This is a genomic window from Lacihabitans sp. CS3-21 (genome assembly GCF_024343675.1).
In the GTDB taxonomy this organism is placed as follows: domain Bacteria; phylum Bacteroidota; class Bacteroidia; order Cytophagales; family Spirosomataceae; genus Leadbetterella.
On the sequence record NZ_RJUD01000097.1, the window covers coordinates 37961 to 64576 of the forward strand.

Annotated in this window: 28 protein-coding genes; 18 read left to right on the forward strand and 10 right to left on the reverse strand. The window is 36.1% G+C overall.

The annotated features are described in order from the left end of the window. Positions 1–127: 127 nt before the first annotated feature. From frr to EGI24_RS14765, 3 genes are read right to left on the reverse strand one after another with little or no spacing between them, the layout of a single operon-like run. Complete coding sequence (gene frr, locus EGI24_RS14755) at positions 128–688, reverse strand: ribosome recycling factor (RefSeq protein WP_255049237.1); 561 nt, start codon at positions 686–688, stop codon at positions 128–130. Positions 689–709: 21 nt separating this feature from the next. After that, positions 710–1420, reverse strand: a complete 711-nt coding sequence (gene pyrH / locus EGI24_RS14760; RefSeq protein WP_255049238.1) for a UMP kinase — start codon at positions 1418–1420, stop codon at positions 710–712. Positions 1421–1478: 58 nt separating this feature from the next. Beyond that, positions 1479–2372, reverse strand: a complete 894-nt coding sequence (locus EGI24_RS14765; RefSeq protein ID WP_255049239.1) for a DMT family transporter — start codon at positions 2370–2372, stop codon at positions 1479–1481. Positions 2373–2455: 83 nt separating this feature from the next. Between EGI24_RS14765 and EGI24_RS14770 the strand changes: the two genes are divergently transcribed. Beyond that, on the forward strand, positions 2456–3562 hold the full coding sequence (locus EGI24_RS14770; protein ID WP_255049240.1) for a redoxin family protein: 1107 nt from the start codon (positions 2456–2458) through the stop codon (positions 3560–3562). A 415-nt stretch (positions 3563–3977) separates the two neighbouring features. On the opposite strand, the gene EGI24_RS14775 is transcribed toward EGI24_RS14770, so the two are convergent. Together EGI24_RS14775 and EGI24_RS14780 are read right to left on the reverse strand one after the other, a co-directional pair. Beyond that, on the reverse strand, positions 3978–4799 hold the full coding sequence (locus EGI24_RS14775) for an alpha/beta hydrolase (protein WP_255049241.1): 822 nt from the start codon (positions 4797–4799) through the stop codon (positions 3978–3980). A gap of 2 nt (positions 4800–4801) precedes the next feature. Further along, complete coding sequence (locus EGI24_RS14780; protein ID WP_255049242.1) at positions 4802–5365, reverse strand: thioredoxin family protein; 564 nt, start codon at positions 5363–5365, stop codon at positions 4802–4804. A gap of 71 nt (positions 5366–5436) precedes the next feature. Between EGI24_RS14780 and EGI24_RS14785 the strand changes: the two genes are divergently transcribed. The 4 genes from EGI24_RS14785 (at position 5437) to EGI24_RS14800 (ending at position 9877) form a co-directional block, all read left to right on the forward strand. Then, entirely contained in the window at positions 5437–5940 is a 504-nt protein-coding gene (locus EGI24_RS14785; RefSeq protein WP_255049243.1) for a mechanosensitive ion channel domain-containing protein, read from the forward strand. A gap of 58 nt (positions 5941–5998) precedes the next feature. After that, complete coding sequence (locus EGI24_RS14790) at positions 5999–7351, forward strand: methyltransferase RsmF C-terminal domain-like protein (RefSeq protein WP_255049244.1); 1353 nt, start codon at positions 5999–6001, stop codon at positions 7349–7351. 286 nt (positions 7352–7637) lie between these two features. Continuing rightward, complete coding sequence (locus EGI24_RS14795; protein WP_255049245.1) at positions 7638–8633, forward strand: glycosyl transferase; 996 nt, start codon at positions 7638–7640, stop codon at positions 8631–8633. Positions 8634–8638: 5 nt separating this feature from the next. After that, a complete protein-coding gene (locus EGI24_RS14800) occupies positions 8639–9877 on the forward strand; it encodes a glycosyltransferase (RefSeq protein WP_255049246.1) in 1239 nt (412 codons plus the stop codon). Here EGI24_RS14800 and EGI24_RS14805 read toward each other — a convergent pair. Further along, positions 9867–10937 carry a glycoside hydrolase family 99-like domain-containing protein gene (locus EGI24_RS14805; RefSeq protein ID WP_255049247.1) on the reverse strand — a complete coding sequence of 357 codons (1071 nt, stop codon included), beginning with the start codon at positions 10935–10937 and terminating at the stop codon, positions 9867–9869. The genes EGI24_RS14800 and EGI24_RS14805 overlap by 11 nt on opposite strands. Before the next feature lie 280 nt (positions 10938–11217). Here EGI24_RS14805 and EGI24_RS14810 point away from each other — a divergent pair, with 280 nt between their 5' ends. The 8 genes from EGI24_RS14810 (at position 11218) to EGI24_RS14845 (ending at position 20152) form a co-directional block, all read left to right on the forward strand. Beyond that, positions 11218–12372 (forward strand): thiolase family protein, encoded by a 1155-nt coding sequence (locus EGI24_RS14810; protein ID WP_255049248.1) that lies wholly within the window; start codon positions 11218–11220, stop codon positions 12370–12372. A 1-nt stretch (position 12373) separates the two neighbouring features. Next, a complete protein-coding gene (locus EGI24_RS14815; RefSeq protein WP_255049249.1) occupies positions 12374–13681 on the forward strand; it encodes an AMP-binding protein in 1308 nt (435 codons plus the stop codon). A 45-nt stretch (positions 13682–13726) separates the two neighbouring features. Then, complete coding sequence (locus EGI24_RS14820; RefSeq protein ID WP_255049250.1) at positions 13727–15637, forward strand: TonB-dependent siderophore receptor; 1911 nt, start codon at positions 13727–13729, stop codon at positions 15635–15637. A 53-nt stretch (positions 15638–15690) separates the two neighbouring features. Continuing rightward, complete coding sequence (locus EGI24_RS14825; protein ID WP_255049251.1) at positions 15691–16101, forward strand: 6-carboxytetrahydropterin synthase; 411 nt, start codon at positions 15691–15693, stop codon at positions 16099–16101. A gap of 9 nt (positions 16102–16110) precedes the next feature. Further along, positions 16111–17205 carry a lipid-A-disaccharide synthase gene (gene lpxB, locus EGI24_RS14830; RefSeq protein WP_255049252.1) on the forward strand — a complete coding sequence of 365 codons (1095 nt, stop codon included), beginning with the start codon at positions 16111–16113 and terminating at the stop codon, positions 17203–17205. Positions 17206–17213: 8 nt separating this feature from the next. Then, a complete protein-coding gene (locus EGI24_RS14835) occupies positions 17214–17693 on the forward strand; it encodes a hypothetical protein (protein WP_255049253.1) in 480 nt (159 codons plus the stop codon). A gap of 83 nt (positions 17694–17776) precedes the next feature. Beyond that, positions 17777–19222: a Fe-S cluster assembly protein SufB gene (sufB, locus tag EGI24_RS14840; RefSeq protein ID WP_255049254.1), complete on the forward strand. Its 1446-nt coding sequence runs from the start codon at positions 17777–17779 to the stop codon at positions 19220–19222. A gap of 63 nt (positions 19223–19285) precedes the next feature. Next, positions 19286–20152, forward strand: a complete 867-nt coding sequence (locus EGI24_RS14845) for a DUF5694 domain-containing protein (RefSeq protein ID WP_255049255.1) — start codon at positions 19286–19288, stop codon at positions 20150–20152. An 81-nt stretch (positions 20153–20233) separates the two neighbouring features. Here the strand turns inward: EGI24_RS14845 and EGI24_RS14850 are convergent, their stop codons facing one another. Continuing rightward, positions 20234–20989: an SDR family NAD(P)-dependent oxidoreductase gene (locus EGI24_RS14850; protein WP_255049256.1), complete on the reverse strand. Its 756-nt coding sequence runs from the start codon at positions 20987–20989 to the stop codon at positions 20234–20236. A gap of 32 nt (positions 20990–21021) precedes the next feature. Here EGI24_RS14850 and mtgA point away from each other — a divergent pair, with 32 nt between their 5' ends. Then, a complete protein-coding gene (gene mtgA, locus EGI24_RS14855) occupies positions 21022–21792 on the forward strand; it encodes a monofunctional biosynthetic peptidoglycan transglycosylase (RefSeq protein WP_255049257.1) in 771 nt (256 codons plus the stop codon). Here mtgA and EGI24_RS14860 read toward each other — a convergent pair. The 3 genes from EGI24_RS14860 to EGI24_RS14870 form a co-directional block, all read right to left on the reverse strand. After that, on the reverse strand, positions 21789–22136 hold the full coding sequence (locus tag EGI24_RS14860) for an MmcQ/YjbR family DNA-binding protein (RefSeq protein WP_255049258.1): 348 nt from the start codon (positions 22134–22136) through the stop codon (positions 21789–21791). The genes mtgA and EGI24_RS14860 overlap by 4 nt on opposite strands. A 49-nt stretch (positions 22137–22185) precedes the next feature. After that, positions 22186–22692, reverse strand: coding sequence for a DUF4494 domain-containing protein (locus tag EGI24_RS14865; RefSeq protein ID WP_255049259.1), 507 nt, complete (start codon positions 22690–22692; stop codon positions 22186–22188). Between the two features lie 83 nt (positions 22693–22775). Next, a complete protein-coding gene (locus EGI24_RS14870) occupies positions 22776–23681 on the reverse strand; it encodes an ROK family protein (RefSeq protein ID WP_255049261.1) in 906 nt (301 codons plus the stop codon). 203 nt (positions 23682–23884) lie between these two features. Between EGI24_RS14870 and EGI24_RS14875 the strand changes: the two genes are divergently transcribed. The 4 genes from EGI24_RS14875 to EGI24_RS14890 all read left to right on the forward strand — a co-directional run bounded on the left by EGI24_RS14875 (position 23885) and on the right by EGI24_RS14890 (position 26616). Then, positions 23885–24715 (forward strand): ATP-binding cassette domain-containing protein, encoded by an 831-nt coding sequence (locus EGI24_RS14875; RefSeq protein WP_255049262.1) that lies wholly within the window; start codon positions 23885–23887, stop codon positions 24713–24715. Positions 24716–25074: 359 nt separating this feature from the next. Next, positions 25075–25551 (forward strand): hypothetical protein, encoded by a 477-nt coding sequence (locus EGI24_RS14880; RefSeq protein WP_255049263.1) that lies wholly within the window; start codon positions 25075–25077, stop codon positions 25549–25551. Positions 25552–25556: 5 nt separating this feature from the next. Then, positions 25557–25925, forward strand: a complete 369-nt coding sequence (locus EGI24_RS14885) for a GntR family transcriptional regulator (RefSeq protein WP_255049264.1) — start codon at positions 25557–25559, stop codon at positions 25923–25925. A 4-nt stretch (positions 25926–25929) separates the two neighbouring features. Then, positions 25930–26616 carry a hypothetical protein gene (locus EGI24_RS14890; RefSeq protein ID WP_255049265.1) on the forward strand — a complete coding sequence of 229 codons (687 nt, stop codon included), beginning with the start codon at positions 25930–25932 and terminating at the stop codon, positions 26614–26616.

The window sequence follows — 26616 nt, forward strand, 5'->3', positions numbered from 1 at the left end:
TTTGTCGGTGGAAACTTTGTTCATGCATATGACTTAATTTTTCTATTTAATTGAAAATAATTTTAATCTTATACAAAAAAAGCCCGTTTTTTAATCGGGCTTTTTAACGAGGTCATATTTGTTAAAACTATACCTGCATAATATCTGTTTCTTTTGCGGCAAACATCTGGTCGGTTTTGTCTATAAACTGGTTGGTGAGTTTTTGAACTTTTTCTTCCCCCATTTTTATGGCGTCTTCAGACACACCGTCGTTTTTAAGTTTCTTCAGGTCGTCGTTGGTTTCTTGACGCACCTTTCTGATATTGACTTTGGCCACTTCTATTTCTTGTTTTACTTTCTTTACCAAATCTCTACGACGCTCTTCAGTAAGTGGCGGTACGTTTAATCTGATGGTTTCCCCGTCATTGGCAGGATTCAGGCCCACGTTGGAGTTGATAATCGCTCTTTCGATGTCGCCAATGGTTTTTCTTTCGAAAGGTTTTAATTGAATGGTACGTGCATCAGGCGTGGTGATAGACGACACTTGGGCGATGGGTGTCATGATGCCGTAATATTCTACTTGGATGCCGTCTAGCATGTTTGTACTTGCCTTGCCAGCACGTATTTTCGATAATTCTATTTGGGTGTGTTTCATGGCTCTTTCCATCGAATCCTGAGCCATATCCAACAATAAATCTATTTCTTCCATTTTCTACAAGTAAATTATTTCTTATTTCACCAATGTTCCTATTTTTTCGCCATTTACCAGGTTAAGGAGGTTGTTTTCTTGGTTCATATCAAATACTATGATGGGCAACTTATTTTCTTTACACAGCGTAAAGGCCGTCATGTCCATCACTTTAAGTCCTTTTCCTATCACTTCGTCAAACGAAATTTCATCGTATTTTGTTGCTTCAGGATTTTTCCTCGGATCGTCAGAATAGACCCCATCCACGCTGGTTCCTTTTAATAAAACATCTGCTCCAATTTCAACGGCCCTCAATGCTCCGCCCGAGTCGGTAGAGAAATAAGGATTACCCGTTCCTGCTCCAAATATCACCACTCTGCCTTTTTCTAGGTGACGGATGGCTCTTCTACGTATAAAAGGTTCAGCAATTTGTTCCATTTTAATAGCCGATAGCAAGCGGGTTTTTACGCCTTCACTTTCTAAAGCACTTTGTATGGCCATTCCGTTGATAACCGTAGCCAACATACCCATGTAGTCACCTTGTGATCGATCGATGCCTGATTTTTGAGCAGCACCTCTATAAATGTTGCCTCCACCTATCACAATAGCCACCTCACAGCCAGTTTCTACCACTGTTTTTACGGCTTTTGCATATTGTTCTAAAATGTCTGGATTAATCACTTGACTTTTATCGCCTCCATTGAGGGCTTCACCACTAAGTTTAAGGAGAATTCTTTTGTATTTGAGGGCCATGAATATTGATTTTATGCAAAGATAAATTCTAAATTATGAAAATTAAAATTGGAGTATGCTATTTCTTTTTGTTTAAAAGATAAATACCTACCAATATGATGGCCATACCTACATAAAGCCAGATACTTATGGATTCTCCATCAAACAAACCAGCCAGTGTGGCCACAATCGGAATCAGATAAGTGACTGAAGAAGCAAAGACTGGACTCGATATTTGTAAAACGTAATTGTACAATACTGCGGCCAAGCCAGAGTTTATTGCACCCAATAGGATGAAATACAATAACAAAAGGTGGTTTTCTGGTAAAAATATTTTTTGAAAAAAATCAGTAAATAGCAAAATGACGAAGGCAATTAAACCCACAAATAGTAAAGAGAACGAACTGATAATGATGGGCTTAACCGAACTCAAGTGCGTACCTACCAGATTGGCGTTGGTGCCATACATAATGGTGGCGGCAATAATTAAAAGAGCGTAAGGGTTGTTAAAATCCAAAGTATGACTTCCGCCACTCAAAATCAATATTAAGCTACCAATAAATCCGATGACAATGCCTGTAATCTGGAATTTTTCAATTTTTCTAGAAAAGAACAAAGCACCCATCACCAACACAAACAAAGGTGTTGTGGCGTTGAGCGTACCTGCTAACGAACTGTTGAGTTTACTACCCGCCAAGCCAAAAATGACTGCCGGAATTAAATAGCCTAATAATCCAGAGAATAAAAGAGGTAAAGTTTTTTCTTGAGGGAAATTCCTAAAGTTTTTAAATGCCCATGGAGACAAGCACAAGCCTGCAATGAAAATCCTGCCAGCCCCAAGTTCAACAGCTGAAAAATTAACCACCACTTTCTTGACAAGAATAAAGGATAAACCCCATACAAATGCTAGAAAAAGCAAAAGAATCCAAGAAATAAGGGTTTTGTCTTCGTTGGCGAGGGCTTTCTTTATCAATATAGTTTTTTTGTCAAAATTACCGTTTTTTAAATAATTATCTAAATTAATTGTAACTTTAACCACAATTCAACCTTATTAAAATGAAAAAAGTAGTTTATCTGTTGTTGTTTCTAGTAGCGTTTTTAAAAGCCCAAGCCGAGGATTTTAAGACATTGGAAATTGGGGCTAAGGCTCCAGATTTTTCTTTGAAAAGTACCGATGGTAAAATGTACAATTTGGCCAGCTTCAAATCTTCTGAATTATTAGTAATTATTTTTAGCTGCAATCATTGCCCAACTGCTCAGGCTTATGAAGACAGAATGATTGCTTTCCAAGAAAAATATGCTGCTAGAAATGTAAAACTCGTAGTAATAAGTCCCAACGATGACAAGGCAGTTAGGTTTGATGAGCTGGGTTATTCTGACCTGAGCGACAGCTACCCAGAAATGGTGTTGAGAGCCAAACAAAAAAAATATAATTTCCCTTATTTATACGATGGAGCTACGCAATCTACTTCGCAAGCGTATGGCCCCACCACCACGCCTCATGCATTTGTATTTGACAAAAACCGAACGCTGCAATATGTAGGAAGAATTGACGACGAAGAGCATATTGGCAGGGCTAAAGTTTTTGATTTAGAAAATGCGGTGGAAGATTTGTTGGCCAAAAGGCCCGTTGCTACCCCTGTTACCAAAACTTTTGGTTGCTCTGTAAAATGGAAGTCTAAGTCGGACTGGAAACTTAAAGAAGTGGAATCTTGGAAAGCTGAGCCAGTAAGCCTAGAGAAAATTGATGTGGAAGGGATGAAGAATCTAATAGGCAAATCAGACGGCAGATTTAAATTGATAAATTTTTGGGCCACCTGGTGTGGACCATGCGTGGCGGAATTTTCGGCTTTGGTAGAAACCGACAAAATGTATAGAAACCGTGACTTTGACTTTATCACCGTTTCTATGGATGATTTCAAAGTTCAAGAAAAAGCACTGACTTTTTTGAAGAAAAAATACGCCTCCAACATAAACTTCATTTACGGGAGTGAAAAGAAATATGATCTCATAGATGCCGTAGATCCCAAATGGCAAGGTGCTTTGCCCTACACCATATTGGTTTCACCTGAAGGCAAAATCATGTTCCGACAAAGCGGAATCATTGATATTGTGGCATTGAGAACCGCTATTGTTGAAAAAATCGGTAGGTATTATCCTTGAGGTATTGGTTATTGGTGGATTGGTTATTAGTTACTGGTTGATTGGTTACTGGTTGATTGGCCACTGAGCGGAGCCGAAGTGGGTTACTGGTACTAGACACTGGCCACTGAGCGAAGTGGGTTATTGTTTGATTGGTTATTGGTTGACTGGTTATTGGTTGTCCCGATAGCTATCGGGAGGTTTTGGTACTAGTCACTGGCCATTGAGCACAATGAAATTCAGAAGATAGTCTGAATGAAATTGCGATCGATAGATCTTGAAGTGGGTTATTAGTTGACTTGTTATTGGTTGACTTGTTATTGTTAATTGGGTTCTTAGCGTTTATCTAAGGAAAGTAGCAATTTGCATTTAATTTACTTTTTCAAGCTTAATGCGATAAAGCGGTCAGTTTGATTTGCTATAAATTTTCTCAAATTTAATGCCGCTTCATCCAATCCAATACGTATTCCAAAACCTGCTCTTTTTCAAATTCGTTGTGGATTTCGTGGTATAATTTAGGCCAGCTTTTGAACGCAATGTCATTTTTCTCACAGAAAGATTTGCTTGCTTGAAAGTTGGTTAGAATATCTTCTTCTCCATGCATCACCAGGAGTGGAACAGGGCTTGTTTTTACACCCTCCAATAACCACTCTCCCCACTCAATGATGCCGATACCCACTACACCCGAAACCATATTATGCACCAATGGGTCATTTATATAGGCATCAATAATGGCTTTGTCATGAGATAAGTTATTTAATTCCAATCCATTGGGTTGTGTAAAGGCAGGCATAAATTTTCTTCCAAATTTGCCAATCAATAATTTCAGCTTTGGAATATCAAAGCCGGGTTTTATGGCAGGTGCAGATGCAATCACCCCAGCTAAATTGGGTTTGTTTTTGTACAAATAATTCAATACCAAACAAGCACCCATACTGTGGCCATATAGAAATGTAGGTACATTTGGGGCAAAAGTTTTGGTGGTATTTACCAGATAGTCTATTTGCCATAAATAATCTTCCATCTTGGGTGTATGTCCTTTTTTGCCTTCGGTTTGGCCATGTCCAAAAGTATCCACAGCTAATACATTTATATTATTAGCGGTAAAGAAGCGGGCGAAGTTTTCATATCTACCGCTGTGTTCGCCCAGCCCATGTACCAAAGCGATATTGGCCACAGGCTCCCCATCGGCCAACCATTGATTGAAAAACATTTTGCGGCCATCAAAGGCCTCTTGGTAGAAGGTTAGGTTTTTCATAGTTATTCTTTCCATTTAATGTTACAGCCCATGCTTGGAAACTGGATTTCAGAAACCATTTGTTTGGCTAAGATGGCATTTAAAGCTCCTCTTAAATCTTTGCCGGTGAGCGGTTGTGGATGCTCTTCCCTTGGTCTAGATTCATCTAATCTTCCTCTATATTTTAGTTTGAGGTCTTCTGAGAAAATATAAAAATCAGGCGTGCAAGCCGCATCATAAGCTTTGGCTACGGCTTGGCTTTCGTCAAAAAGATATGGAATGCTTAACTTCCATTCCTCCATAAATTCTTTCATTGCTTCTGGGCCATCTTGTGGATATTTTACGATGTCATTTGAACTGATGGCTACAAAAGCGACCCCTTTTGAAGCGTATTCTATCACAATTCTTACAATTTCGGGCATTACATGTATCACATAAGGGCAATGATTGCAAATAAACATCATCACTGTGGCCTTTTCTCCTTTGATTTTGTCTAAGGAGAGATTTTTTCCAGAAAGCGTATCAAATAAATTAAAGTCGGGTGCCAATGTACCCAAATTGATCATGTTGGAAGGCGTTAGGGCCATAAATTGAATGTTTGAATTCTCAAATATATCTTTTTGCAAGGTATTTTCGATACTTTTGTAAAAAAGTTTAGATGGAATTAATGTTTGAGTCGAAATATTTTGAAATTGTGGCGAGTGTGGTGGTATTAATACTGCTGCTGATTGTTCGGGCTATTTTTCGTTCTATTATCCGCAAACACGCCCATAAATATGACTTGGATATTGGTCAACGAAAATATGCCAACAAATTCTTTAATTTCGTTTTGGCCATTTTGCTTTTTGTTTGTTTGGGTATCATTTGGGACGTTTCTGTCAAAGGTCTTTCCATCTATTTTGCCTCCATTTTCACCATCGTAGGGGTGGCTTTGTTTGCCAACTGGTCTATTTTGAGCAATATCACCTCCGCCATTATCATGTTTTTTAATTCGCCTTATAAAATCGGGACCAAGATTCAAATCATGGACAAAGATGACTCCGTGACGGGTACTGTTATGGATATTACGCTTTTTTCTATACAAATTCAGACTGCCGAGGGCGACATCGTTTCATATCCAAACAATATCGCGATTCAGAAGCCCATTAAGCAATTAAAATAGTAATTTTTCAAAACCAAATAACTTCTCGTTCGCAAAAACCGAAAAGCAAACATCATTCATGAATCTTCCCGAAGCGTTTCAAACAAATATCTCTCAAATTTTGGGAGCAGAACTTCCAGATTTTTTAACGACATTAGACAAGTCAGCTCCAATAAGTGTACGTTTGAATCCCAAAAAGAAAACAGCATTACCCGCTCTCGAAATAGAAGAAAACGTACTTTGGGCAAAAGATGGTAGGTACTTAATAAAGAGGCCCGTTTTTACCGAAGATCCAGCGTTCCATGCTGGAGCTTATGGTGTTCAAGATGCATCAGCAATGTTTTTAGGGCATGTTTTGGAGCAAGTAGTTGATCGAAGTAGACCTATTCGGGTATTAGATTTATGTGCATCAAAAGGAGAGCAGACTACGCTTTTAGCATCGATATTGGGTGAAAAAGATCTTTTGGTAGCCAACGAAATTGTAAAAAGTCAATTGTCTATTTTGAAAGAAAATCTTTTGAAATGGGGCTTTAGTAATGTTATCGTAAGTAATCAAGATCCGGAAACTTTTGCAGATTTGGAAGGTTTTTTTGATGTTGTATTGGTAGATGCTCCTAGCTCAGGCGAAGGGCTTTTTAGAACGAAAAGTGGTGCAGTTAGCGAATGGTCAGAAGCAAATGTGCAAATGCATGCTACTCGTCAAAAACGATTACTGAGTGCTGCGGCCATGTTGGTAGCTCCAAAAGGGGTGCTGATTTATACCACTAACACCTATAATTCTACTGAAAATCAGGAAAATGTAAAGTGGCTCAATAGAACATTGGATTTCGAAACTATAGATTTGGAAGTTCCTGAAACTTGGGGAATTACTAAGCATGAAAATTGCCTTCAGTTTTTTCCTCATAAAACCAAAGGCGAAGGGTTTTTCATAGCTGCTATGAAAAATCTCAGCAGAGATGCCAAGTTTGTAAAAGGGAAACCAGACTTGAACAGACTTCGAAGAGAACAAAGAGCAATTCTGAAAGATTGGTTCAAACCTGAGCTATTTGATGAGTTAGAGTTTTTGTACAAAAATGATGGCAATATTGTTGCTATAAGAACTTCTTTATTGTCAGATTATGGTTCAGTTTTAAGAGCTTTGGCTAAGAGATCATCTGGTATTGAAATCGGGATTTTCAAAGGTAAGGATTTTGTACCTTCTCATGCTTTTGCATTGTCTGATATGATTTCAGACACAGTGGAGCGACTAGAAGTGCCATCAAATGAAGCCCTTAACTTTTTAAGAAAACAAAATTTTGAGTTTTCTACAGGAAAAGACGGTTGGTTGTTAATCACTTATGGTGGCCTTGCGTTAGGATGGGTAAAAAAAATCGGTGACAGAATTAATAACTATTTGCCAACGGAATGGAGAATTCGAGAAGATTTAGTTTAATTGGTTAGTGGTTGATCGGTTATTCATAGTTTAGTAACTTGAACACTGAGCGTAGTCGAAGTGTGGTTACTAGATGATTGGTTACTGGTATGTTGGAACTGGTTGCTAGTTGATTGGATATTTAGGAGGTGTTTATGGCCAAATTACTTTGATTTAATTAAAAGTCAACTAATAACCAATAACTAATAACCAATACACCAATTACTAATACACCAATTACCAATTCCAGCCATTACCAATTTCAAAATAAATCCCTTATTTTTGCTTTTTCAATAAACAAAACCCAATGTCTCAAAAGTTTGCTTTTACCATTTGCTCCATCAATTATTTAGCCCAAGCAAGGGTACTGGCCGATTCTCTAAAAAAAACCAATCCAGATTATGAATTTGTGATTGGCCTTTGTGATAAAATTGATGGCAGTGGTGTGGATGTTAGCAAGTTGCAGGGTTTTAATCTGCTTGAAATTCACGAAATCGGCATAGAAGGTTTCGACGAAATGTGTGATAGATACGACATTACCGAACTCAATACGGCCATCAAGCCTTTCTACATTGACTATTTTTTCAGAACCAGAAAAGACATTGATTCGGTTATTTATTTCGATCCAGATATTGAGATTTTTGATAAACTGACGGGTTTGGAAGAAGGATTGGCTGAAAACAACATTATTCTTACGCCTCATTTCTATACGCCTATTTTCGATAAAAAGTCCCGTACCGAGCAGCAAATGTTTGTGAATGGTATCTATAATTTGGGATTTTTGGCTGTGAGTCGCTCCGAGGAGACAAATAAATTTATGCACTGGTGGATGACCAAGCTTAAGACGGAGTGCTACATGGATATCCAAAACGGCATGTTTGTAGATCAGCTGTATTGCAACATGGTGCCTTTGTATTTTGAAGGCGTGAAAATCGACAAATATCCAGGTTACAATATCTCTTACTGGAATTTGCACGAGCGTAATTTTACTTTCGAAAACGGCAAGTATTTTGTAAATGGTAAACCTTTGGTGTTTTATCATTACAGTGGTATTAATATCAAAGACCCTCAGAATATTTCGCGGTGGCAAGATAGGTTTGACCTCAATAACAGGCCTGATTTAGTGGAAATATTTAAAAGTTACAGAACACAGTTGGCTGCTAACGAGAACGATTATTTCAAATCGATCCGTTGTTATTATCTTAAACCTATTCCTGAAATACCCAAAAAGAGTATTTTGAAAAGGATTTTAACTTCAATAACCTTTAGGATTTATCATTTCTTTGAAAAATTACCTATTTAAAAGTTATGAATATTTTATTAGTCACGGTGGTTTTTCCATATCCTATCAACGATGGGGGAAGAAGTGGTACGTTTAAACTAATCGAATATCTTAGGTTTGAGCACAACATTACTTTGGTTTGCCCCTCTTGTAATCAAACAAACTACAAAAAACTGCAGGAGCTTTGGCCAAATGTAAACATTCTGACTTTCGATAGTCCCAAAAACATAAGTGAAGGATTTAATCTCAAAGGATTTATCAAGAAAACCATAGTTGGTCAAAAAAAGCCATCAAAAAGTGAGATTTTTAAAAGCAATATGGTGCTCAATAGCACAGATTTGGTGAAGTATTATTTTTCGAATTTGATTCAATTGGTTCAAAATGAGTTGAATACAAATTCTTATGATTTAATTCAAGTAGATTTTATTGAGCTCGCTCCTTTGATACATTTTTTACCAAAAAACATAAAGAAGGTTTTTGTTCATCACGAACTACGGTATAAAAGAATGGCCTTGGAATATGCTACGTTGGGCTATAAAGATGCAGCTGAGGAATGGAAAATTGCCAATACAAAGCTTCTGGAAGTCGGTCTTTTGAATGCTTTTGACACAGTGATTTGTCTAACAGAAATTGACAAAAAGACCCTTGAATTAGATGGAGTAATCGAGCGTAAATTGGAGGTGTCACCCTTACCTGTTGATTTGTCAGAACATCCTATCAATCAGCCTTTTGTATTTAGTAAAAGATTGGTTTTTCTGGGTCCGGAAGTTCATTTTCCTAACCTAGATGGCGTGGATTGGTTTTTGAATAATTGTTGGAATAAACTTCTTAAAAGTGACCCGAAACTACGCTTAAGTATTTTGGGTAAGTGGTCTGAAGAGGCAAAAATAATGTTTTCTGAATTCAGAAATATCACTTTCGAGGGTTTTGTAGAAGACCTCTCTTCTATAATGAAAGGGTCCATAATGATAGTGCCACTGAGAATAGGAAGTGGTATGAGGATGAAAATACTCGAAGGAGCCGCATGGCATGTGCCTATGGTGAGCACATCTATCGGAGCTGAAGGCTTACCCATGAAAAATATGGAAAACTGCATACTGGCAGACACCTCAAGCGAATTTATAGAAGGAATTCTAGCTTTAGCAGCCGATTCAGATCTTCAAAATATGTTTGTAAAGCATGCGAAGAATATTATAAAATTGGGCTACTCAGTGGAGGAATGCGGACAATTAAGAAATGAGATTTACCAAAAAGTCACTTCTTAAAAACATCTTTTACAGCTTCCAAAAACTTAGTGCCATGTCTTTGGCAAGGTTCCAAATGATTTCCTTCGGCCCATTCGTTCCAGGCGTTTATAAACACGATTTGTTCCTCCTCAGGGAAGTTTTTTACATCGTTTTTGGCATCAATTAGCGAGTTTTTAAAATCTCCAACGTTTTGATTTCTAAGTATCACTGCATTTTTCTTCTTTCGAGCGGTATTGTCAAATCCCACCAAAACGCAGGGAAATCCTTTGTAATTAATCTTGAATTTTTTAGCTCTTTCTTTGTATTGCTTGTAGTCATAAACTTTCAGACTTGCACTGAAGATTCCTTGTAAGATATTCCTAATGAGCTTTTTAGGAGTAGGGCCGGTTGTCCAGAATTCTGATAAAAGACTTTGTCTAGCCTCAAAATGCAGAGCCATGTCAAATCCCAATTCATAGGGATTTATATCACCATTATGGGAATTTGAGGCCACAAAATAGGGTTTTTCAATACCATTGGCCTTGCAAACTTCTTCAAAAATGGCAAAAGTTTGCTTTGGATCTGGTAAATCAAAAGGCTTATAAATTAGAAAAAGAGGTCTATTGTTTATTTTGATATATCGTTCGTCCTTAAAAGAATTTACCAACCATTCAGCATGTGCTCGGTCATCTTCAAAGCTATATTTCTGATCCATTAATACTTTGGATTCATCGCCTTCCCATCGTCTCGACCAAGTCTCGTTTGCCCAAAAATAACAGAATGGAAAATCTGGTTTTTTGCTTTCCAGCATGGCATCAATGGGTTCTGTCATTAGCCTTTTGCCATCGAACCAATAGTGATAAAAACAAAAGCCATCAATGCCAAAAGCTTTTGCCAAATCAGCCTGAGCTATTCTAGATTCTTCCAATCGGAGGTCATAAAAACCCAAATCTGCTGGTAAATGTGGCTGCTCATGGCCTGAAAAGAGTTTTTCAGCAGAAGTTACGTTTGTCCATTCGGTGAATCCTTTGCCCCACCATTCGTCATTTTCAGGAAACGGATGGAACTGCGGCAAGTGGATGGCTAATACTTTGGGCATTTTTATTTTTTACGGTTATCGGCAAATTAGGACTAACAAATTGGTAATTTGAAACCATATTTTATTCATTCCTAAAGCATTTTCAAAAATTACAAGGTAGATTTTCCAGATACCTTTTTATTTTGGTGCAAAGATACCGCATTTGCCTAAATATATAAAGGATCATCTTTTAAATGAGTTTTACAATTTTCATTTTATGAGATTAATGACTATTCATTGATAGGTTAATTTACCCATCTAAGAAATCCTATTTGGCAATCGACCGCAGCGTCGTCAGATTATGTTAGAACTTCAAAATATTATATATTGCAAGAAAAAAACAATCGAAGATTCCGTTTACATATACGATGCCTTAAGAGTGCCGATTGGTAAAGCCAATGGGATTTACAAAAATATCCTTCCTGAAAATCTTGCAGCTTTTTTGATTCAAAAATTGATTGAAAGAAACAAATTAGATCCCGATGAGATTGAAGAAGTTATTTTTGCCAACGCATTTGGAACTGGTGGCAATATGACGCGTTATGCCTTACTTTCAGCGGGTTTGCCTGAAAGTATTTCAGCTTTTACAATCGATTCTCAATGTTCTGGAGGGCTGAAAGCTGTAGATTTGGGTTTTACATTACTGAAATCAATTCAACAAAAATTGATGATTGTGGGTGGAATGGAGAGTAAATCGTTGGCCCCTAAAAAAGCCTATCAATCTCATGATGAGCGTTTTGACTCAAATAAAACTTTTTTTACAACGGCAAAATTTAGCCCCAATCAGCTAGGAGAATTTCCTCTTTTGGCGGCAGCTAAAAATGTGGCATTAAAATATGGCATTACAAAAACCGAAATGTTGACATGGGCAAATGCATCTCATGAAAAGGCATTTTTAGCTCAAGAAAATGAATTCTTGAAGGCATTCGTAGAGAAAATCGATAAGAACCATACAGACCAATCGATTAGACCTCAAATAGATTTGTTTAAATTTTCAACTAAGGATTTGATTGACAGAGCAGTTTCGGCACATTACAATGATGCTTCTGCCTGTTTGTTGATAGGAAATACCCATGGCGAACTTAAACCTTTAGCAAAAATTATTGCCACTGCCTCTGTGGGTTGTAGTCCTGAATATGCTCCTGAGGGCGTAATTTTTGCTACAAAAAAGCTTTTTGAAAATTCCGAAATCGGTATAGAGAAAATAGAACTTTTCGAAATAAATGAATCATTTGCCTTGATACCACTTATTTTTGCAAAAGTTTTTGAAGTTGATTCGACTAAGATCAATGTGCTAGGTGGAAATTTGGCCTATGGACATCCGTTTGGAGCATCGGGAACCATAAACTTGATTCACTTGATAGCAAGTTTGAAGTTTAAAAAACTAAAATACGGTTTGACAGTAATTCCAGCGGCAGGCGGACAAGCTACGGCAGTTTTGATAGAAAATATCTAAAATGTTTTTTGAAAAAATACAAAATGTTGATTCCGAAAAAATAGCCATATTGGCTGATGGTAAGTCTATTACCTTTGGAGATATTTTGACTATATCAAAAAAAAGAGCTGTATTTTTTGAAAACAAAAAAGAGTGCTTTCTTCTTTGTCACACTTCTGAACTAGAGAACTTATTCAATTTCTTTGCCATAATTGCAGTTGGTGGTAGAGCCATTTTTGGTGGTAAAAACCTCTCAGAGGAGCAAAAAAATAGTATTTCTGTTATTCACAATGCCACAATATTAGACTTTATTCCGGAATCTGAAAAAGACATTCGAGCATTTTGTTCTGTTTCAAAAAGTGATTATTTTTTAGGTGTTTTAAGTTCTGGTTCCACAGGTCAATCCAAACTCATTTGGAAGGATTATCAGTCTTGGTTTTCTGCATTTCCGCATCAATCTAAAATTTTTGGGATTACAGAACAAGATCGAGTTTTTGTGTTAGATGCCTTGGCTTATTCAGCTAACCTCAATACCCTTTTGCATACTTTATGGCAGGGTGCTACAGTAATTTTAGGGAAGCTGGTAGAAGCTTCGTTATGGCCTAAAATTTTTAATAATCAGGGAGTTACATCCGCTTTCTTGGTTCCTTCACACATAAGATTATTAAGTGCTAACGAGCATTTTGGAAATATAAAACTGAAGTCATTGGTGTCGGCAGGAGAGAAATTGGACGTCAAACTTGCCCAATTAGTTTTAGGCTCTATTCCCAATATTTTGCTTACCGAATATTATGGTGCTGCAGAGTTGGGCCATGTGTCTTATGCTCAAAATCAGGATATTGTGGACCATCCAACTTCAGTTGGAAAAGCATTTTCCGAGGTTGAAATTGTGATTAAGGAAGATAAAATTTATGTAGAAAGCCCCTATGTTTCACCTGAATATAGAAGCATTAGAACCGTTTTCGACTTTGGTTTTCTTGATGTTAATGGCCATTTATGTGTTTTCGGTCGGCAAGGTCGAATGTTCAATAGGAGAGGACTCAATATTTTTGCAGAAGAAATTGAACAGGCTGCAATTTTGCACCCTTTTGTGAAAGAGGCGGTTTTGGTGGCGAATACGCATAAGTCATATATATTGGAGCTAATTGTTGTAGTAAAGCAAGAAATTTCTAAATCTCAATTACAAGATTTTCTACTTAAAAAAATCACAAAGGACAAACTACCCAACAAGATTATTTTTTCTTTAGACCTTCCGCGTAACGATGCTGGGAAAGTGGATTTCAAGGTAATGTCCAAAAAACCAGTGGACGAAGAGAATTTGGTGGGATAGTTTAAAGCTTTCTCAAAAAATATTTTTAACCAAATTTTCAATTGAATGAAATTTCATTTAACCATTATTCTTTTTTGTGTTTTCCAAGCTTCCTTTTCGCAAGATTCTACCTCAATTGATCTATCCGAATTAAGTGTGACAGCCAATATCATCAATACTGAAATCAAAAATGCAGGTCGAAATATCACGGTAATCGACCGTAAGATGATTGAAAACTCTCCAGTAAAAACTTTGGATGGTGTTTTGCAATATGCTTTAAATGTGGATGTTAGATCTCGTTCTGCATTTGGTGTTCAGGCGGATATCAGCATTAGAGGAGGACATTATGACCAAACCTTGATTCTGGTGGATGGCATCAAAGTGAATGACCCGCAAACTGGCCACCACAGTTTAAATATTCCTGTGCCTTTTTCGATGATTGACAGAATTGAAATATTACAAGGCGGTACTTCTCGTGTTTTTGGACCTAGTGCGTTTTCCGGAGTTATCAATATCATTACCAAGAAAATAAGTAAAAACTTGGTTTCGGCGAATTTGGGAATGGGTTCTTATGGTTCAAAAAATGCGGCAATTAATACTGGTTTAATTTTTAAGCAAAATACAGCTTCAGTTTCTTTGGAACATTTGGATAGTGATGGCTATATCAAAAATACGGCTTTCAAGAAACAATCTATTTCTGCAACCTTAGGTCGAATTTATAGCAAAGGATCATTGGATTTGAATTTTGGTGCCATGGCCAATCAGTTTGGAGCATCTAATTTTTATCACCCGAAGTTCTATAAACAATACGAAGAAGTGGACAGTCGATTAGTTAATCTGTCTTGGAAGCATAAGTTTGGCAGAAAACTGAGTGGGATTTTGATGGTAAACCAAAGAACGCACCATGATCTATATGATTTTGATGATTATTTGGGTTCTAAAAAATTCAGCTCAGTAAATTTTCATAAAACCTCGGTTTTTGATGCTGAATGGAAATTTAAACTGGATAATAATTTTGGTCAAACAGCCTTTGGTGCAGAATATCGAATAGAAAAAGTACTTTCAAATCGATTGGGAGATAATCTTGCTGAACCACAAGTTGTGGATGCTGAATTATTTCCCAATGTTTTTTACAATAAATCAAAAACAAGGGACAATTTTAGTTTTTTTGGAGAACATCAAAAACGATGGAATAAATTTAACCTTTCGGCAGGAACATTGGCCAATTATAACTCTCAATTTGGATTGGCTTTTTATCCTGGTATTGACCTTAGTTATTTTTCTAGTCAAAATGCATCCTTTTATGCCTCGGCCAATCGGTCTTTAAGATATCCTACTTTTACTGAGCTTTATCTCAATACTTCTACAGTAAAAGCTGACCCAAATCTGAAACCTGAAAAAGCCATGAGTTTTGAGATAGGTCATAAATATCAGTCAAAAATGTATTCGAGTGTATTTTCGGTTTTTTATAGAAAGACCACAGATGCTATTGATAAGGTAAAACGACCCGAATTGAATGTGCCCACCATGGAAAATATTGATGACATAAATATGTTTGGTATAGAACTAAGTCAGCAAATTTTGTTAGACAATTATGTGAAGTTTCTAAAAAAACTGAGCTTTAACTATGCATTTCTGAAAGCTGATAGAAATGAGGACGGGTTTCAATCGTTTTACACACTTAATTATTTGAAGCAAAAGTTTTCAGCAGGATTGTTTTTACAACCCATTAAAAATTCAAGCTTGGCCATTTGGTACACGCATAAAAACCGTGCGGGCAATTATCAGTGGGATGCCACATCTCCTTTATTGGCCTATCCAAAGGTTAATTTATTGGATATTAGGCTTTCACAGCAAATAGGCAAAATGGCTCTTTTTGTGGACGCCAACAATGTTTTTGATAGAAATTATTTTGAACATGGCTTTGTGCAATTGCCTGGAAGATGGATAACCGCAGGAATAAAAGCTGATTTTTAATTTAATTTTAAGATTTTGATGGTAATTTTGCATCGTGAACAATACTTATAAGGATGATTCAGGTCACTAGAAGAGAGACTTTCAATGCAGCACATAGACTTTATAATCCAAAATGGAGTAAAGAAAAGAACTTTGAGATATTTGGGCCATGCTCTCGTGTTCATGGTCACAATTGGGAACTTTTTGTGACTGTGGAGGGAGAGGTAGAGGAAGATACTGGTTTTGTGATCGATTTAAAGATACTCAGGGATGTTATGCGTGCGTATATTGTGGATAAAGTAGATCATACTTATCTTAACGAGGATGTAGATTTTTTGCTTGGGCAACTCCCAAGTACAGAAAATTTTGCAATCGCCATTTGGAAGATTTTGCAGCCAATTTTGAAAAATAATCATGGTGTTGAATTGTGCAAAATCAAACTGACTGAAACAGACAATCATTTCGTAGAATATTATGGTAAATAAGTATTTCTCATGAAATATTTTATTGTTGCTGGCGAAAAATCTGGTGATATGCATGCCGCTAACCTTTGTTTGGAATTGGCAAAATCAAGTCCAAACGTCGAAATGATGGGCTGGGGTGGTGAAAAGATGGAAGCTGCGGGTGTAAAAATCCTAAAAAATTATAGAGAACTTGCCTTTATGGGTTTTTGGGAAGTTATCAAAAACCTGGCAACCATTTTCGGTTTTTTGAAATTAGCCAAAAAGCAAATTCTTGATTTTAATCCCGATGTCTTAATTTTAGTAGATTACGCAGGTTTTAATCTCAAACTTGCCAAATGGGCAAAAAACCAAGGATTTAAAGTAGTTTATTATATCGCACCGAAAGCCTGGGCTTGGAGAGCTTCCAGAGCCGAAACCATAAGAAAGTACGTCGATTTATTGTTGGTCATTTTTCCTTTTGAAAAAGCTTTTTTTGAAAAATATGGTATAAATACCCGATTTGTAGGCAATCCGCTTTTTGATGAAATTGCCAAATTTGAAACTAATCCATTTTTTAAAAAAGAAAATGGATTAACTGATAAACCGATTGTGGCTTTGCTTCCAGGAAGTAGAAAGCAGGAAATTGAAGGTATGCTACAATTGATGGCAAATTTGACCAAAGAATATGCTGATATACAGTGGGTAGTGGCGGGAGTTTCTAGTTTTGATATGGGTTTTTATACGGTCTATGGTGGAGAGTTTAATGTCATTTTTGACAAGACTTATGATTTGCTCTCTGTAGCAGATGCAGCTGTAGTTACTTCAGGAACAGCTACTTTGGAAACGGCTCTTTTTAAAGTACCTCAGGTGGTGGTTTACAAAACGAGTAATTTTAGTTACCAAATAGCCAAAAGACTTGTGCAAATTAAATATATATCGTTGGTCAATTTGGTTGCACAAAAAGAAGTTGTAAAGGAGCTTATTCAGAGAGAATATTCTTTAGAAAATACCAAAAAAGAATTGGAAAAAGTACTTTTTGATAATAAAGTTAGGGATAATCAGTTAATGGAATACAATGGCATTATACAAACTTTGGGCGTAGTAAAAGCCTCAGAGAATGCCGCTTTAGAAATACTTAAATTGTAAAAACAAGCATGAAGAAATTATTGGTTTTGGTTTTTGGATTGGTTTTGGTTTTTGGTTGCAAAAAAGATGAAGTAGCGGTGGAAAAGACCACCCTAGAATATTTAACAGGAACTACTTCTAAGAAATGGAAAGTGACAGAAGGTATGGTAAAATTGGGTGAACAATCGGTCAATTTGATATCTAACCAACCCCCTTGTATTACGGACAATATTTTGGTTTTAAATAACAATAAAACCTATGAATTGAACGAAGGTGCCTCAAAATGTGATCCTGCCAAAGACCCAGATTTGATTATTAAAGCTAACTGGACATTGGTAGAAGAACCAAAAGCTATCACCATCGATAAATTCATTTTTTTAAATTATACCCTTCAAAATTCGAAATTTTTAATTTCAAGTATAAACGATAATCAATTTGTTGGACAAACTGAGATTAGCTTAAACGGAAAGACTTATCAAGCTAACATTACTTTTTCGGTAGTCAATTAAAATCATTAATTAATATTTGTTCTAAATAACCGAACACAATTGCTTAATTTTGTGTTAGAAATACAAACTGAACGATCTTTTAGATGAGCAAAGACATGGATTTGTTGGAAGAATTGACCACTTCTGACTATAAATATGGTTTTTATACGGACATTGAAGCTGACGAAGCCCCTCCAGGACTAAGTGAGGATATTGTTAGATTCATTTCTGCAAAAAAGAAAGAACCAGAATGGATGCTTGAATGGAGATTGCAAGCTTACAGAGAATGGATTAAGATGACCGAGCCATCTTGGCCTAACGTATATTATACCAAGCCTGACTTTCAGGCCATTAAATATTATTCTGCACCAAAGCAAAAAATAACTATTAACAGTTTGGATGAAATCGATCCAGAATTGCGTAGAACTTTTGAACGTTTAGGGATTTCTTTAAAAGAACAAGAGCGTTTGAGCGGTGTAGCGGTTGATGCCGTAATAGATTCGGTTTCTGTAGCAACTACTTTTCGTGCAAAATTATTGGAGATGGGCATAATTTTCTGCTCAATTTCAGAAGCAGTTCATAATTATCCTGACCTTATCAAAAAATACATTGGATCAGTAGTGCCGGTAAAAGATAATTTTTATGCTGCCTTAAATTCTGCAGTTTTTTCGGATGGATCTTTCTGTTACATTCCCAAGGGCGTTCGTTGCCCGATGGAGCTTTCTACTTATTTTAGAATAAATGCAGCTGGAACAGGCCAATTCGAAAGAACACTTATTATTGCAGATGAAGGTGCTTATGTAAGTTATTTGGAAGGTTGCACAGCACCAAGTAGAAATGAAAATCAGCTGCATGCTGCGGTTGTGGAAATTTTTACACATGAAAACGCCGAGGTGAAATACTCAACTGTACAAAACTGGTACCCTGGAGATAAAGAAGGTAAAGGTGGAGTTTACAATTTTGTAACCAAAAGAGGTATTTGTTTTGGTGACAATTCAAAAATATCTTGGACACAGGTAGAAACTGGTTCAGCTGTCACTTGGAAATATCCTTCAGTAATTCTTAAAGGCGACAATTCAATAGGTGAGTTTTATTCTGTGGCGGTTACAAACAACTACCAGCAGGCTGATACAGGTACAAAAATGATTCACTTGGGAAAAAATACCAAAAGTAGAATCGTTTCAAAAGGTATTTCGGCGGGAAGAAGTCAAAACTCTTATAGAGGATTGGTGGAAATATCAAAAAGAGCCACAAACGCTAGAAATTATTCTCAGTGTGATTCCATGCTTTTGGGAGATAGATGCGGGGCTCATACATTTCCATATATTGAGTGTAACAACTCAACAGCTACGGTGGAACACGAGGCAACCACATCGAAAATTGGAGAGGATCAACTATTTTATTGCAACCAGCGTGGTATAGATTCTGAAACCGCTGTAGCTTTGATTATCAACGGTTATGCCAAAGAAGTTTTGAATCAGTTGCCTATGGAATTTGCTGTGGAAGCACAAAAACTTCTAGCGATTTCACTTGAAGGTTCTGTAGGTTAATATAACTTATAATTCATTTTATAAAAGCTGTCTTTTTGGCAGCTTTTTTGTTTTATACCTTTCATGAAATCAATCTTTGGTTTTTTTGTATTCTTCTTTTCTATCCAAATTTCACTTGGTCAGCAACAAAATCGCATCCAAGTAGCGGTTTTGGGTACTTTTCATTTTGGAGAGAGCTCAGACTATGCAAGTATTTCTAGAAAGGATATCATGTCTCGCAAGAGCTTGAAAGAAATAAATAAGTTAGTTTCTGATTTGGCGACGTTTTATCCAAACAAAATTTTTGTAGAAAACACCCCAGATACCCAAGGCCTTTGGGATGGTGTTTATGCAGACTATAGAAAAGGTTTGGAGCCTAAGAATCCTTCTATTTTAGTCAATGAAGTATTTCAAATTGGAATAAAACTAGCAAAGCAAATCAATGATCCCTTTGGTGTTATTTGCGTAAATTACACTCATCCCGAACAAAATGGTGGCCTAAAGCAAGCAAAAACTGGTTTAGATACGATATACACCGTTTATTCAAATATGCTCCAAAATCGAAAACCAGAAATTGGTCGGTTTTTTCAAGAAAATCCATTGGCAGATAAAGAGTTTAAAAGCTATTTGAAGAAAAACGACGAATGGAGCAAGTTGAGTTTAGAAAAACATCTTTTGGCCATGAACGAAGCTTCTTCTATTAATTCTCTCCATTATTTGAATATAACTGCTTGGATGGATCAAAATCCGAATGGAATTGGAGCAGAACTGACAGCAAAAGAGTATTTAAGAAATGCCAAAATTCTTCAGAATGTCTTACATAAATTGAATCCATACGACAAACGGGTGTTAATCATCATTGGTGCTGCACATGTAAAACCCCTAAAAGATATGATTGAGGCACATCCCTTACTTGAATTCGTACCAATTCAGCAAATTTTAAAAGATTAGCCTAGTGCTACTTTCGATTTCAGTTCGTTTTCTTTTTTAGAAATAAAGCATTCGAAGTATGTTTTGCTATTTGTTTTTTGCTTAATGAATATAGCTTCCCGCATTGAAGTCAATTGTACTTCCAGTAGCATGATCCATTAGTCCTGCGGCTATAAGCACTACAATTGGGGATATATGCTCTGGTAGCGTTAGCTCTTTTATGGCGGCATCTTTCAAGATACTTTCCTCCCCATTTGTTTGAATATAATCTTCTGCCATCGGCGTTTTGGTGAATCCAGGGGCCAATATAAAAGACTTAATGTTGTATTGACCAAACGATCGAGCCACCGTTCTACCCAATGAAACTATGGCACCCTTCGAGGCTGCGTAAGCCAAGTGCTCTTCGGTTTCACCTCTAAAAGCCGCCCTGGAGGCGATATATACCATTCTGCCAGCTTTGTTGGCTTTGAAATGTTGCAGCCCTAAATGTGTCAATAAGCCCACAGAATGGAGGTTAGTGTTCATGGTTTTGTGCCATATACTCATCCATTCGTCCGGATTAGAATCAATACTGTGGTTTTCAAAAATCCCAACATTATTTACAATCATATCAATTTTGAGATAAGCCGAAAGAACGGCTTCAAAAAAAAGTTTGGTTTGGTTTTCATTGCTTAAATCGGCTTTGAAAATTCTCGAGGCATTTCCATCTTTTAGAAGTTTTTCTGCTCCTTTTTGATGGGTATTATAGTGAATAGCAACCGTTGCCCCAGCATCAATCAAGGCTCTTGCGATTTCAAATCCGATACCGCTTGAGGCACCCGTTACAATTATTTTTTTATCTCTTAAATCTATTTGCATATTTTTGTAAAAACTAATGGATTAAATTACCAATGGCTGGAAAAAACACGTATCGAAAACCAAAACCAAAATCTTCTCCAAAAATAACCAAAAAGGCTTCAGTTTTTTCTTATGCAAAAAAACTCTTTTACAAAATAGTATTTTATTTTTTGATTATTTCTGTCGGGAGTGTGGTAGTATTCAAGTTTATTCCAATTCCTTTTACTTTGACTATGATGGATCAAAAACTAGAATCACTTTTGGATGGGGATGATTCAGAGATTCATTACGCATGGAGATCTTATAATAATGTTTCGAGAGAAATGCATTTGGCGGTTATTGCTGCCGAAGATCAGCTTTTTCCTGACCATTTTGGGTTTGATTTTAAACATATGCAGATTGCTTACAAAAATAATCTGAGAGGGAAAAAAGTTAGAGGAGCAAGCACCATTAGCCAACAAGTAGCAAAAAACGTGTTTCTTTGGCAATCTAGAAGCTATATTAGAAAAGCTTTGGAGGTGTATTTTACTTTTTTGATTGAAATAATTTGGGGCAAACAACGCATATTGGAAGTGTATGTCAATGTAGCTGAAATGGGAAAAAATACATTTGGAGCTGAAGCGGCTGCACAAAAATATTTTGGTATATCTGCCAAAAATTTAACACGTGAGCAAGCGGCTAAACTTGCTGCGGTGTTGCCAAGTCCAAGAAAATGGTCTGTTACAAAACCTGGCCCTTATGTGAGTAGGAGAGTGCCTAAAATCACCCGACAAATGAGGGCTTTGGGTGGAACGGCTTATATCAAAGACTTGAGGAGATTTTAAAACTCTTCGAAATTAACTTTGTCTTTGAGGTTTTTAGGAGCAATGTTGAGATAAGCAACTTTAAGTAATTCCAAGACAATTTCTTCGCTCAGAACTTCATACTTTAAGTGCGTCCATCCCATTTTTCCCCATTTATTCGGCACTGAAAATATGGCATCTGGATTTATTTTACAAAACATTTCCTGTTCCTCTGGCGAAAATTTTAGCGTAGCCCAATTTTCCTTTTCATTTAGCGTGGCGAATATTTTCTTTTTTACTCTAAAAGAGGTTTTCTCGAAGTGTGGCTCAACGCTGACTTCGGGTAATGAAATAGCTAATGCGTTAAATTCTAATAAACTAGGCATTTTTATTCAGAAAAAAACTCCAAGCATTTAACTTGGAGTTTGAAATTTGTTATTCTTCGCTCAAGCCCGCCATAACCTCACTCAAGGGCTTAAGATTTGCTGGAATTGATTTTTCCTCAGTCTCCTCAGCTATTTCTTCATAAGGAATTACATCCAATATTTTGGTGACACTTATGTCAGAAATAATATAATCCTGCACAGAACCGAGTTTTTCGACCATCAAACCATACACTTCTTTGATGTCTTGGGCGTTGAGCAAAAACACAAAAGGTACTTTTTTTTCTTTTTGCGATTTTTCGTCAAAAACGATGTATTGGGCACGAGCTTTCCACCAGAGTTCTTGGTTATTTTCTATAAAAAACACCTCATTAAACTTCATTTTGGTTAATCCGACCAACTGAAACTCTTGCAGTTCTTCCGCACAATATGCATAAGCTCTAGCTTCTGCATCGGTGTAAGAAACCGCATCAAAAAGATAAACTTGGGTGATAGGTTTGGTCCCACCTTTTTCGTCTTGTTGTATAAATTTTATTTTTGCTTGATACCAAGTAGCCATTTTTCTATTTTTAAATAATTATTTTTTGCCCTAAAATTTAACTAATATTCCAGAACCAGTTACCAATAACCAGTTACCAATTACTAATTCCTCACCAATTCTGCAGCACCAAAAACCCCAGCACTATCGCCAAGCAATGGTTTTAGGAATACAGTTTCTACTTTTCTGTTATTGAAAATATAGTTTTCTATTTGTTTTACGCCTTCAGTGTAAAGCAAGTCAATGTTACTAACGCCACCTCCAAGAACTATCACATCTGGGTCCAGAACATTGATTATAGAACTAATGGCTCTTGCAAAAGAAGTCATCAAGTGATCTATGGTTGCTGTAGCGTGCGGGTCGGTATGATCTAGGTGTTTCTGGTAAATTTCCTTCAACCTAAGTTTTTGACCAGAAAGACCTTCGTAATATCTCTCTAAGGCAGGGCCAGCAAATACTTTTTCATTGCAGCCGCTTTTGCCGCAATAACAGGCTTCGCCGTCTACATCCAACACAATATGACCCCATTCACCACCAATTCCATGTTTCCCTCCTATAACTTTGCCATTTACAACCACACCACCACCAACACCAGTACCCATAATTACCCCAAAAACCACTTCAGCATCGAGGTCTTTGGCTGCACCCATGGTAGCCTCTGCCAATGCAAAACAGTTGGCATCATTGGCCATTTCTATTCTGATTTTCAGTAAATCCTCCAAGTCCTTTTTCATCGGCTGGCCATTCATACAAACTGTATTGCAGTTTTTCATGGTTTGTAAACCTGGATCCAAGGTCCCTGGTGTACTAAATCCAATGGCATTTGGCGTAAGGCCAGTTTCTTCTTTTACAAGATTTATCAAAAGGCCAATTTGAGAAATAATATGTTTGTAGCCTTTATCCGCTTCAGTATCAATTCGTTTTCTAATTAAGATTTCACCAGATTCTGCATTTATTACGATACATTCGATTTTGGTTCCACCTAAGTCAACACCCCAAAGGTATTTCATATATATTCTGTTGTAAAATTTTAGCTAAATAAGCAGATTTTGGGGAGATTAGAAAGAAAATTTTAATTGAAAAGCGTATTGAACTTTGGGGAATTTATTCATTTTGCATATTTAATATTTTTTTTTAGAAAATATTTTAAAAGTTTCTTGCAAAAGAAAAAAAAACATTTCACATTTGTAGTGTACTATTTAACTAATACACTATGATTTCAATTCACAATCTTTCATTTGGTTATAAAAAGAACAAACCTATTTTTGAAAATCTAAATCTCCATTTAGAGTCCGGAAGTATTTATGGTTTATTAGGCAAAAATGGTGCAGGAAAGTCAACATTGCTTTATAACATGATGGGTTTGGTTTTTCCAGATTCGGGCAGTATTGATATTTTGGGATATGAACCCAAAAGCCGAAAACCCAGCTTTTTGTCAGAAGTATTTTTTGTTCCTGATGAGTTTACCTTACCAGCTATTTCTGTCCAAAAGTATCTACAACTTTACACGCCTTTTTATCCCAATTTTAGCGAAACTGATTTTTACAACTATTTGATTGAGTTCGAAATTTCGGAGGAGGCAAAGCTCAACGGAATGTCTCATGGTGAACAGAAAAAGATGTTAATTGCTTTTGGTTTAGCTACAAATTCAAGGTTAATGTTAATGGATGAACCTACCAACGGCTTGGATATCCCTTCAAAAAGTAAGTTTAGAAAACTGGTAGCTTCCTATATTTCAGATGAGAAACTGGTAATTATTTCTACCCATCAAGTGAGAGACTTAGATAATCTGATAGATCAGGTGATCATTTTGAAAGACAACGAGGTAATTCTGAAGTCGAGCATAGAAGAAATTAGTCGGAAATTATCGTTTGGTGTTTTTGAGAATAAATCCTCAGATGTACTTTTTGGAGAAGAAACGATAGGTGGTAAACTGGGTGTAGTGAAAAATAAAACCAATGATGAAAGCAAGGTGAATATCGAACATTTGTTTGGTGCGGCTATGAACGAACCCAAAGTAATCAAAGAAATATTTAATAAATAATTATAAATCAATGTATTATGAATGATATTTTTAGTTTTAAGAGGTTTTGGTTTTTTGCCAAAAAAGAGATTTTTGAGAAGAGATTGCTTTTAATGGGTTTTTTATGTGTAACGAATATTATTTTTCTTTTAACTTACTCATCGGGATCTGAAAATTCAGAACCCATACAATATCAACATATTTGTATATTCTTAGGAATTATACTTTCTCCATCAATTTTAGTTAGTTTTTTACTTGGTAGTTTTTCGAAAAAAAATAGCTCTATCCAGTTTTTGACTCTTCCGGTTTCATTTTTTGAGAGATGGTTAGTAATACTTTTTATTACTTTCGTAATTTATATACCCACGGTTTTATTTTCTTTGTATTTTATTGATTTCTACTTTGTTTCTCATTTTAGAGAATTAGCATTAGAAAAAAAACAGATACCCTTACAAGTCATAGCTTCACGATTTGAATACATCGGATTTGTAATGAATCCAGCAAATAATATGTTTAAAGGTTATTTATTGGCATTAATTGTACTTACTGGTTTTTTCACTTTAGGGGCTTTACATTTCAAAAATCTGTCCTTTTACAAAACTGCATTAACTGTTTTTCTGTTGTTTGTTGTTGTTATTTTCTACAGAAATATTGTATCAAAGTTTATTATTGGCGAAAATATCAATACCAATATCAATGATTTTGCTAATGCAATTGTCATTTTGAAAGATAATAATAGAATTTTTATTGCATCCTCTGAAGGTGTTGCATTTGCAATAAACAATTTCTTTAAGATTATCTTGCCAGTTTGTCTTTGGCTGATTGCTCTAGTTGGATTTAAAGAAAAAGAAATTTAACTCCTATGAATTTTAAGGATAAACAAGCGATTTATTTGCAAATAGCAGGTTATGTTTTGGAGCAAATTCTGCTTGGTGAAATACCCATTGGAAGCAAGATGCCCTCAATAAGAGATCTGGCTGTTCAAATAGAAGTAAACCCAAATACTGTTCAAAGAACGTACGATTTTTTACAACAAAAAGAGATAATTTCTACTAAAAGAGGTATCGGATATTTTGTAAATGATGATGCTCGTGAAAAAATAATTGAGTTTAAAAAAGAGCAGTTTATCTCCGACGAATTACCTAACGTTTTCAGGAGTCTACATCTTCTGGATATTGATTTTGATGAATTGAAAAAAAGATATTTAACATACATTGAAAATAATTTTTGAAAAGATGAAATTAAGCACAAAACTTCTGTTGTTTCTATTGTTGACATTTATGGTTTTGGTAGTAATCAATGCGTTTTCGCTCAAAAGGAAATGGCAGAAAATAGATAAAACTAATCCATTTTTGAATTATGAAAAGTTATCAGAGCGGACATTTAAATTTTTGAAGGTCAATGCTGCTAATGGTGTAACTGGAAGAGTAAATATTTTGAACATGAAGAAACCCCAATTGTTTGTTTCACATAATTGGGCTGATATGGTGACTTTTAAGTTTAAGGATGACACACTTTTTGTTGATTTTCTAAAAGATTCAGAAGGTAAAACCTTTACTTACGATAAGTTTGAGAAGTTGGTGATAATTACCTGTCCGAATGTCCATAGTATTGAAACTAATAATGTTTCAGTGGAGATAGATAGTTTAGGGCAGGACCAAATAAAGCTTTTAGGAAAAGGCTATGGTTCCTATGAGTTCAGGAAAATGAAAATAAGAGATTTTGAAATAGCATTAAGTGGCAATTCATCTTGTAACTTTTATGTGCCAGAAGTTCAAAAAATAGCTTTTTTAAAGGCTAAATTATCAGATAAGTCCAATTTAAATATTCGAGCTATTCTTCCTGGAAAAATATTATTGGAAAATGGCCTTGAAACAGGCTTAGAAATGAATGGGGCAACCTTAAAGCTTCTTGGAAAATAA

Bases quoted from the DNA above. Each gene is read 5' to 3' on its own strand.
- frr (WP_255049237.1), bottom strand. From the start codon at position 688: ATGGAAGAAATAGATTTATTGTTGGATATGGCTCAGGATTCGATGGAA.
- pyrH (WP_255049238.1), bottom strand. From the start codon at position 1,420: ATGGCCCTCAAATACAAAAGAATTCTCCTTAAACTTAGTGGTGAAGCC.
- EGI24_RS14770 (WP_255049240.1), top strand. From the start codon at position 2,456: ATGAAAAAAGTAGTTTATCTGTTGTTGTTTCTAGTAGCGTTTTTAAAA.
- EGI24_RS14775 (WP_255049241.1), bottom strand. From the start codon at position 4,799: ATGAAAAACCTAACCTTCTACCAAGAGGCCTTTGATGGCCGCAAAATG.
- EGI24_RS14780 (WP_255049242.1), bottom strand. From the start codon at position 5,365: ATGGCCCTAACGCCTTCCAACATGATCAATTTGGGTACATTGGCACCC.
- EGI24_RS14785 (WP_255049243.1), top strand. From the start codon at position 5,437: ATGGAATTAATGTTTGAGTCGAAATATTTTGAAATTGTGGCGAGTGTG.
- EGI24_RS14790 (WP_255049244.1), top strand. From the start codon at position 5,999: ATGAATCTTCCCGAAGCGTTTCAAACAAATATCTCTCAAATTTTGGGA.
- EGI24_RS14795 (WP_255049245.1), top strand. From the start codon at position 7,638: ATGTCTCAAAAGTTTGCTTTTACCATTTGCTCCATCAATTATTTAGCC.
- EGI24_RS14800 (WP_255049246.1), top strand. From the start codon at position 8,639: ATGAATATTTTATTAGTCACGGTGGTTTTTCCATATCCTATCAACGAT.
- EGI24_RS14805 (WP_255049247.1), bottom strand. From the start codon at position 10,937: ATGCCCAAAGTATTAGCCATCCACTTGCCGCAGTTCCATCCGTTTCCT.
- EGI24_RS14810 (WP_255049248.1), top strand. From the start codon at position 11,218: ATGTTAGAACTTCAAAATATTATATATTGCAAGAAAAAAACAATCGAA.
- EGI24_RS14815 (WP_255049249.1), top strand. From the start codon at position 12,374: ATGTTTTTTGAAAAAATACAAAATGTTGATTCCGAAAAAATAGCCATA.
- EGI24_RS14820 (WP_255049250.1), top strand. From the start codon at position 13,727: ATGAAATTTCATTTAACCATTATTCTTTTTTGTGTTTTCCAAGCTTCC.
- EGI24_RS14825 (WP_255049251.1), top strand. From the start codon at position 15,691: ATGATTCAGGTCACTAGAAGAGAGACTTTCAATGCAGCACATAGACTT.
- lpxB (WP_255049252.1), top strand. From the start codon at position 16,111: ATGAAATATTTTATTGTTGCTGGCGAAAAATCTGGTGATATGCATGCC.
- EGI24_RS14835 (WP_255049253.1), top strand. From the start codon at position 17,214: ATGAAGAAATTATTGGTTTTGGTTTTTGGATTGGTTTTGGTTTTTGGT.
- sufB (WP_255049254.1), top strand. From the start codon at position 17,777: ATGAGCAAAGACATGGATTTGTTGGAAGAATTGACCACTTCTGACTAT.
- EGI24_RS14845 (WP_255049255.1), top strand. From the start codon at position 19,286: ATGAAATCAATCTTTGGTTTTTTTGTATTCTTCTTTTCTATCCAAATT.
- EGI24_RS14850 (WP_255049256.1), bottom strand. From the start codon at position 20,989: ATGCAAATAGATTTAAGAGATAAAAAAATAATTGTAACGGGTGCCTCA.
- mtgA (WP_255049257.1), top strand. From the start codon at position 21,022: ATGGCTGGAAAAAACACGTATCGAAAACCAAAACCAAAATCTTCTCCA.
- EGI24_RS14860 (WP_255049258.1), bottom strand. From the start codon at position 22,136: ATGCCTAGTTTATTAGAATTTAACGCATTAGCTATTTCATTACCCGAA.
- EGI24_RS14865 (WP_255049259.1), bottom strand. From the start codon at position 22,692: ATGGCTACTTGGTATCAAGCAAAAATAAAATTTATACAACAAGACGAA.
- EGI24_RS14870 (WP_255049261.1), bottom strand. From the start codon at position 23,681: ATGAAATACCTTTGGGGTGTTGACTTAGGTGGAACCAAAATCGAATGT.
- EGI24_RS14875 (WP_255049262.1), top strand. From the start codon at position 23,885: ATGATTTCAATTCACAATCTTTCATTTGGTTATAAAAAGAACAAACCT.
- EGI24_RS14885 (WP_255049264.1), top strand. From the start codon at position 25,557: ATGAATTTTAAGGATAAACAAGCGATTTATTTGCAAATAGCAGGTTAT.
- EGI24_RS14890 (WP_255049265.1), top strand. From the start codon at position 25,930: ATGAAATTAAGCACAAAACTTCTGTTGTTTCTATTGTTGACATTTATG.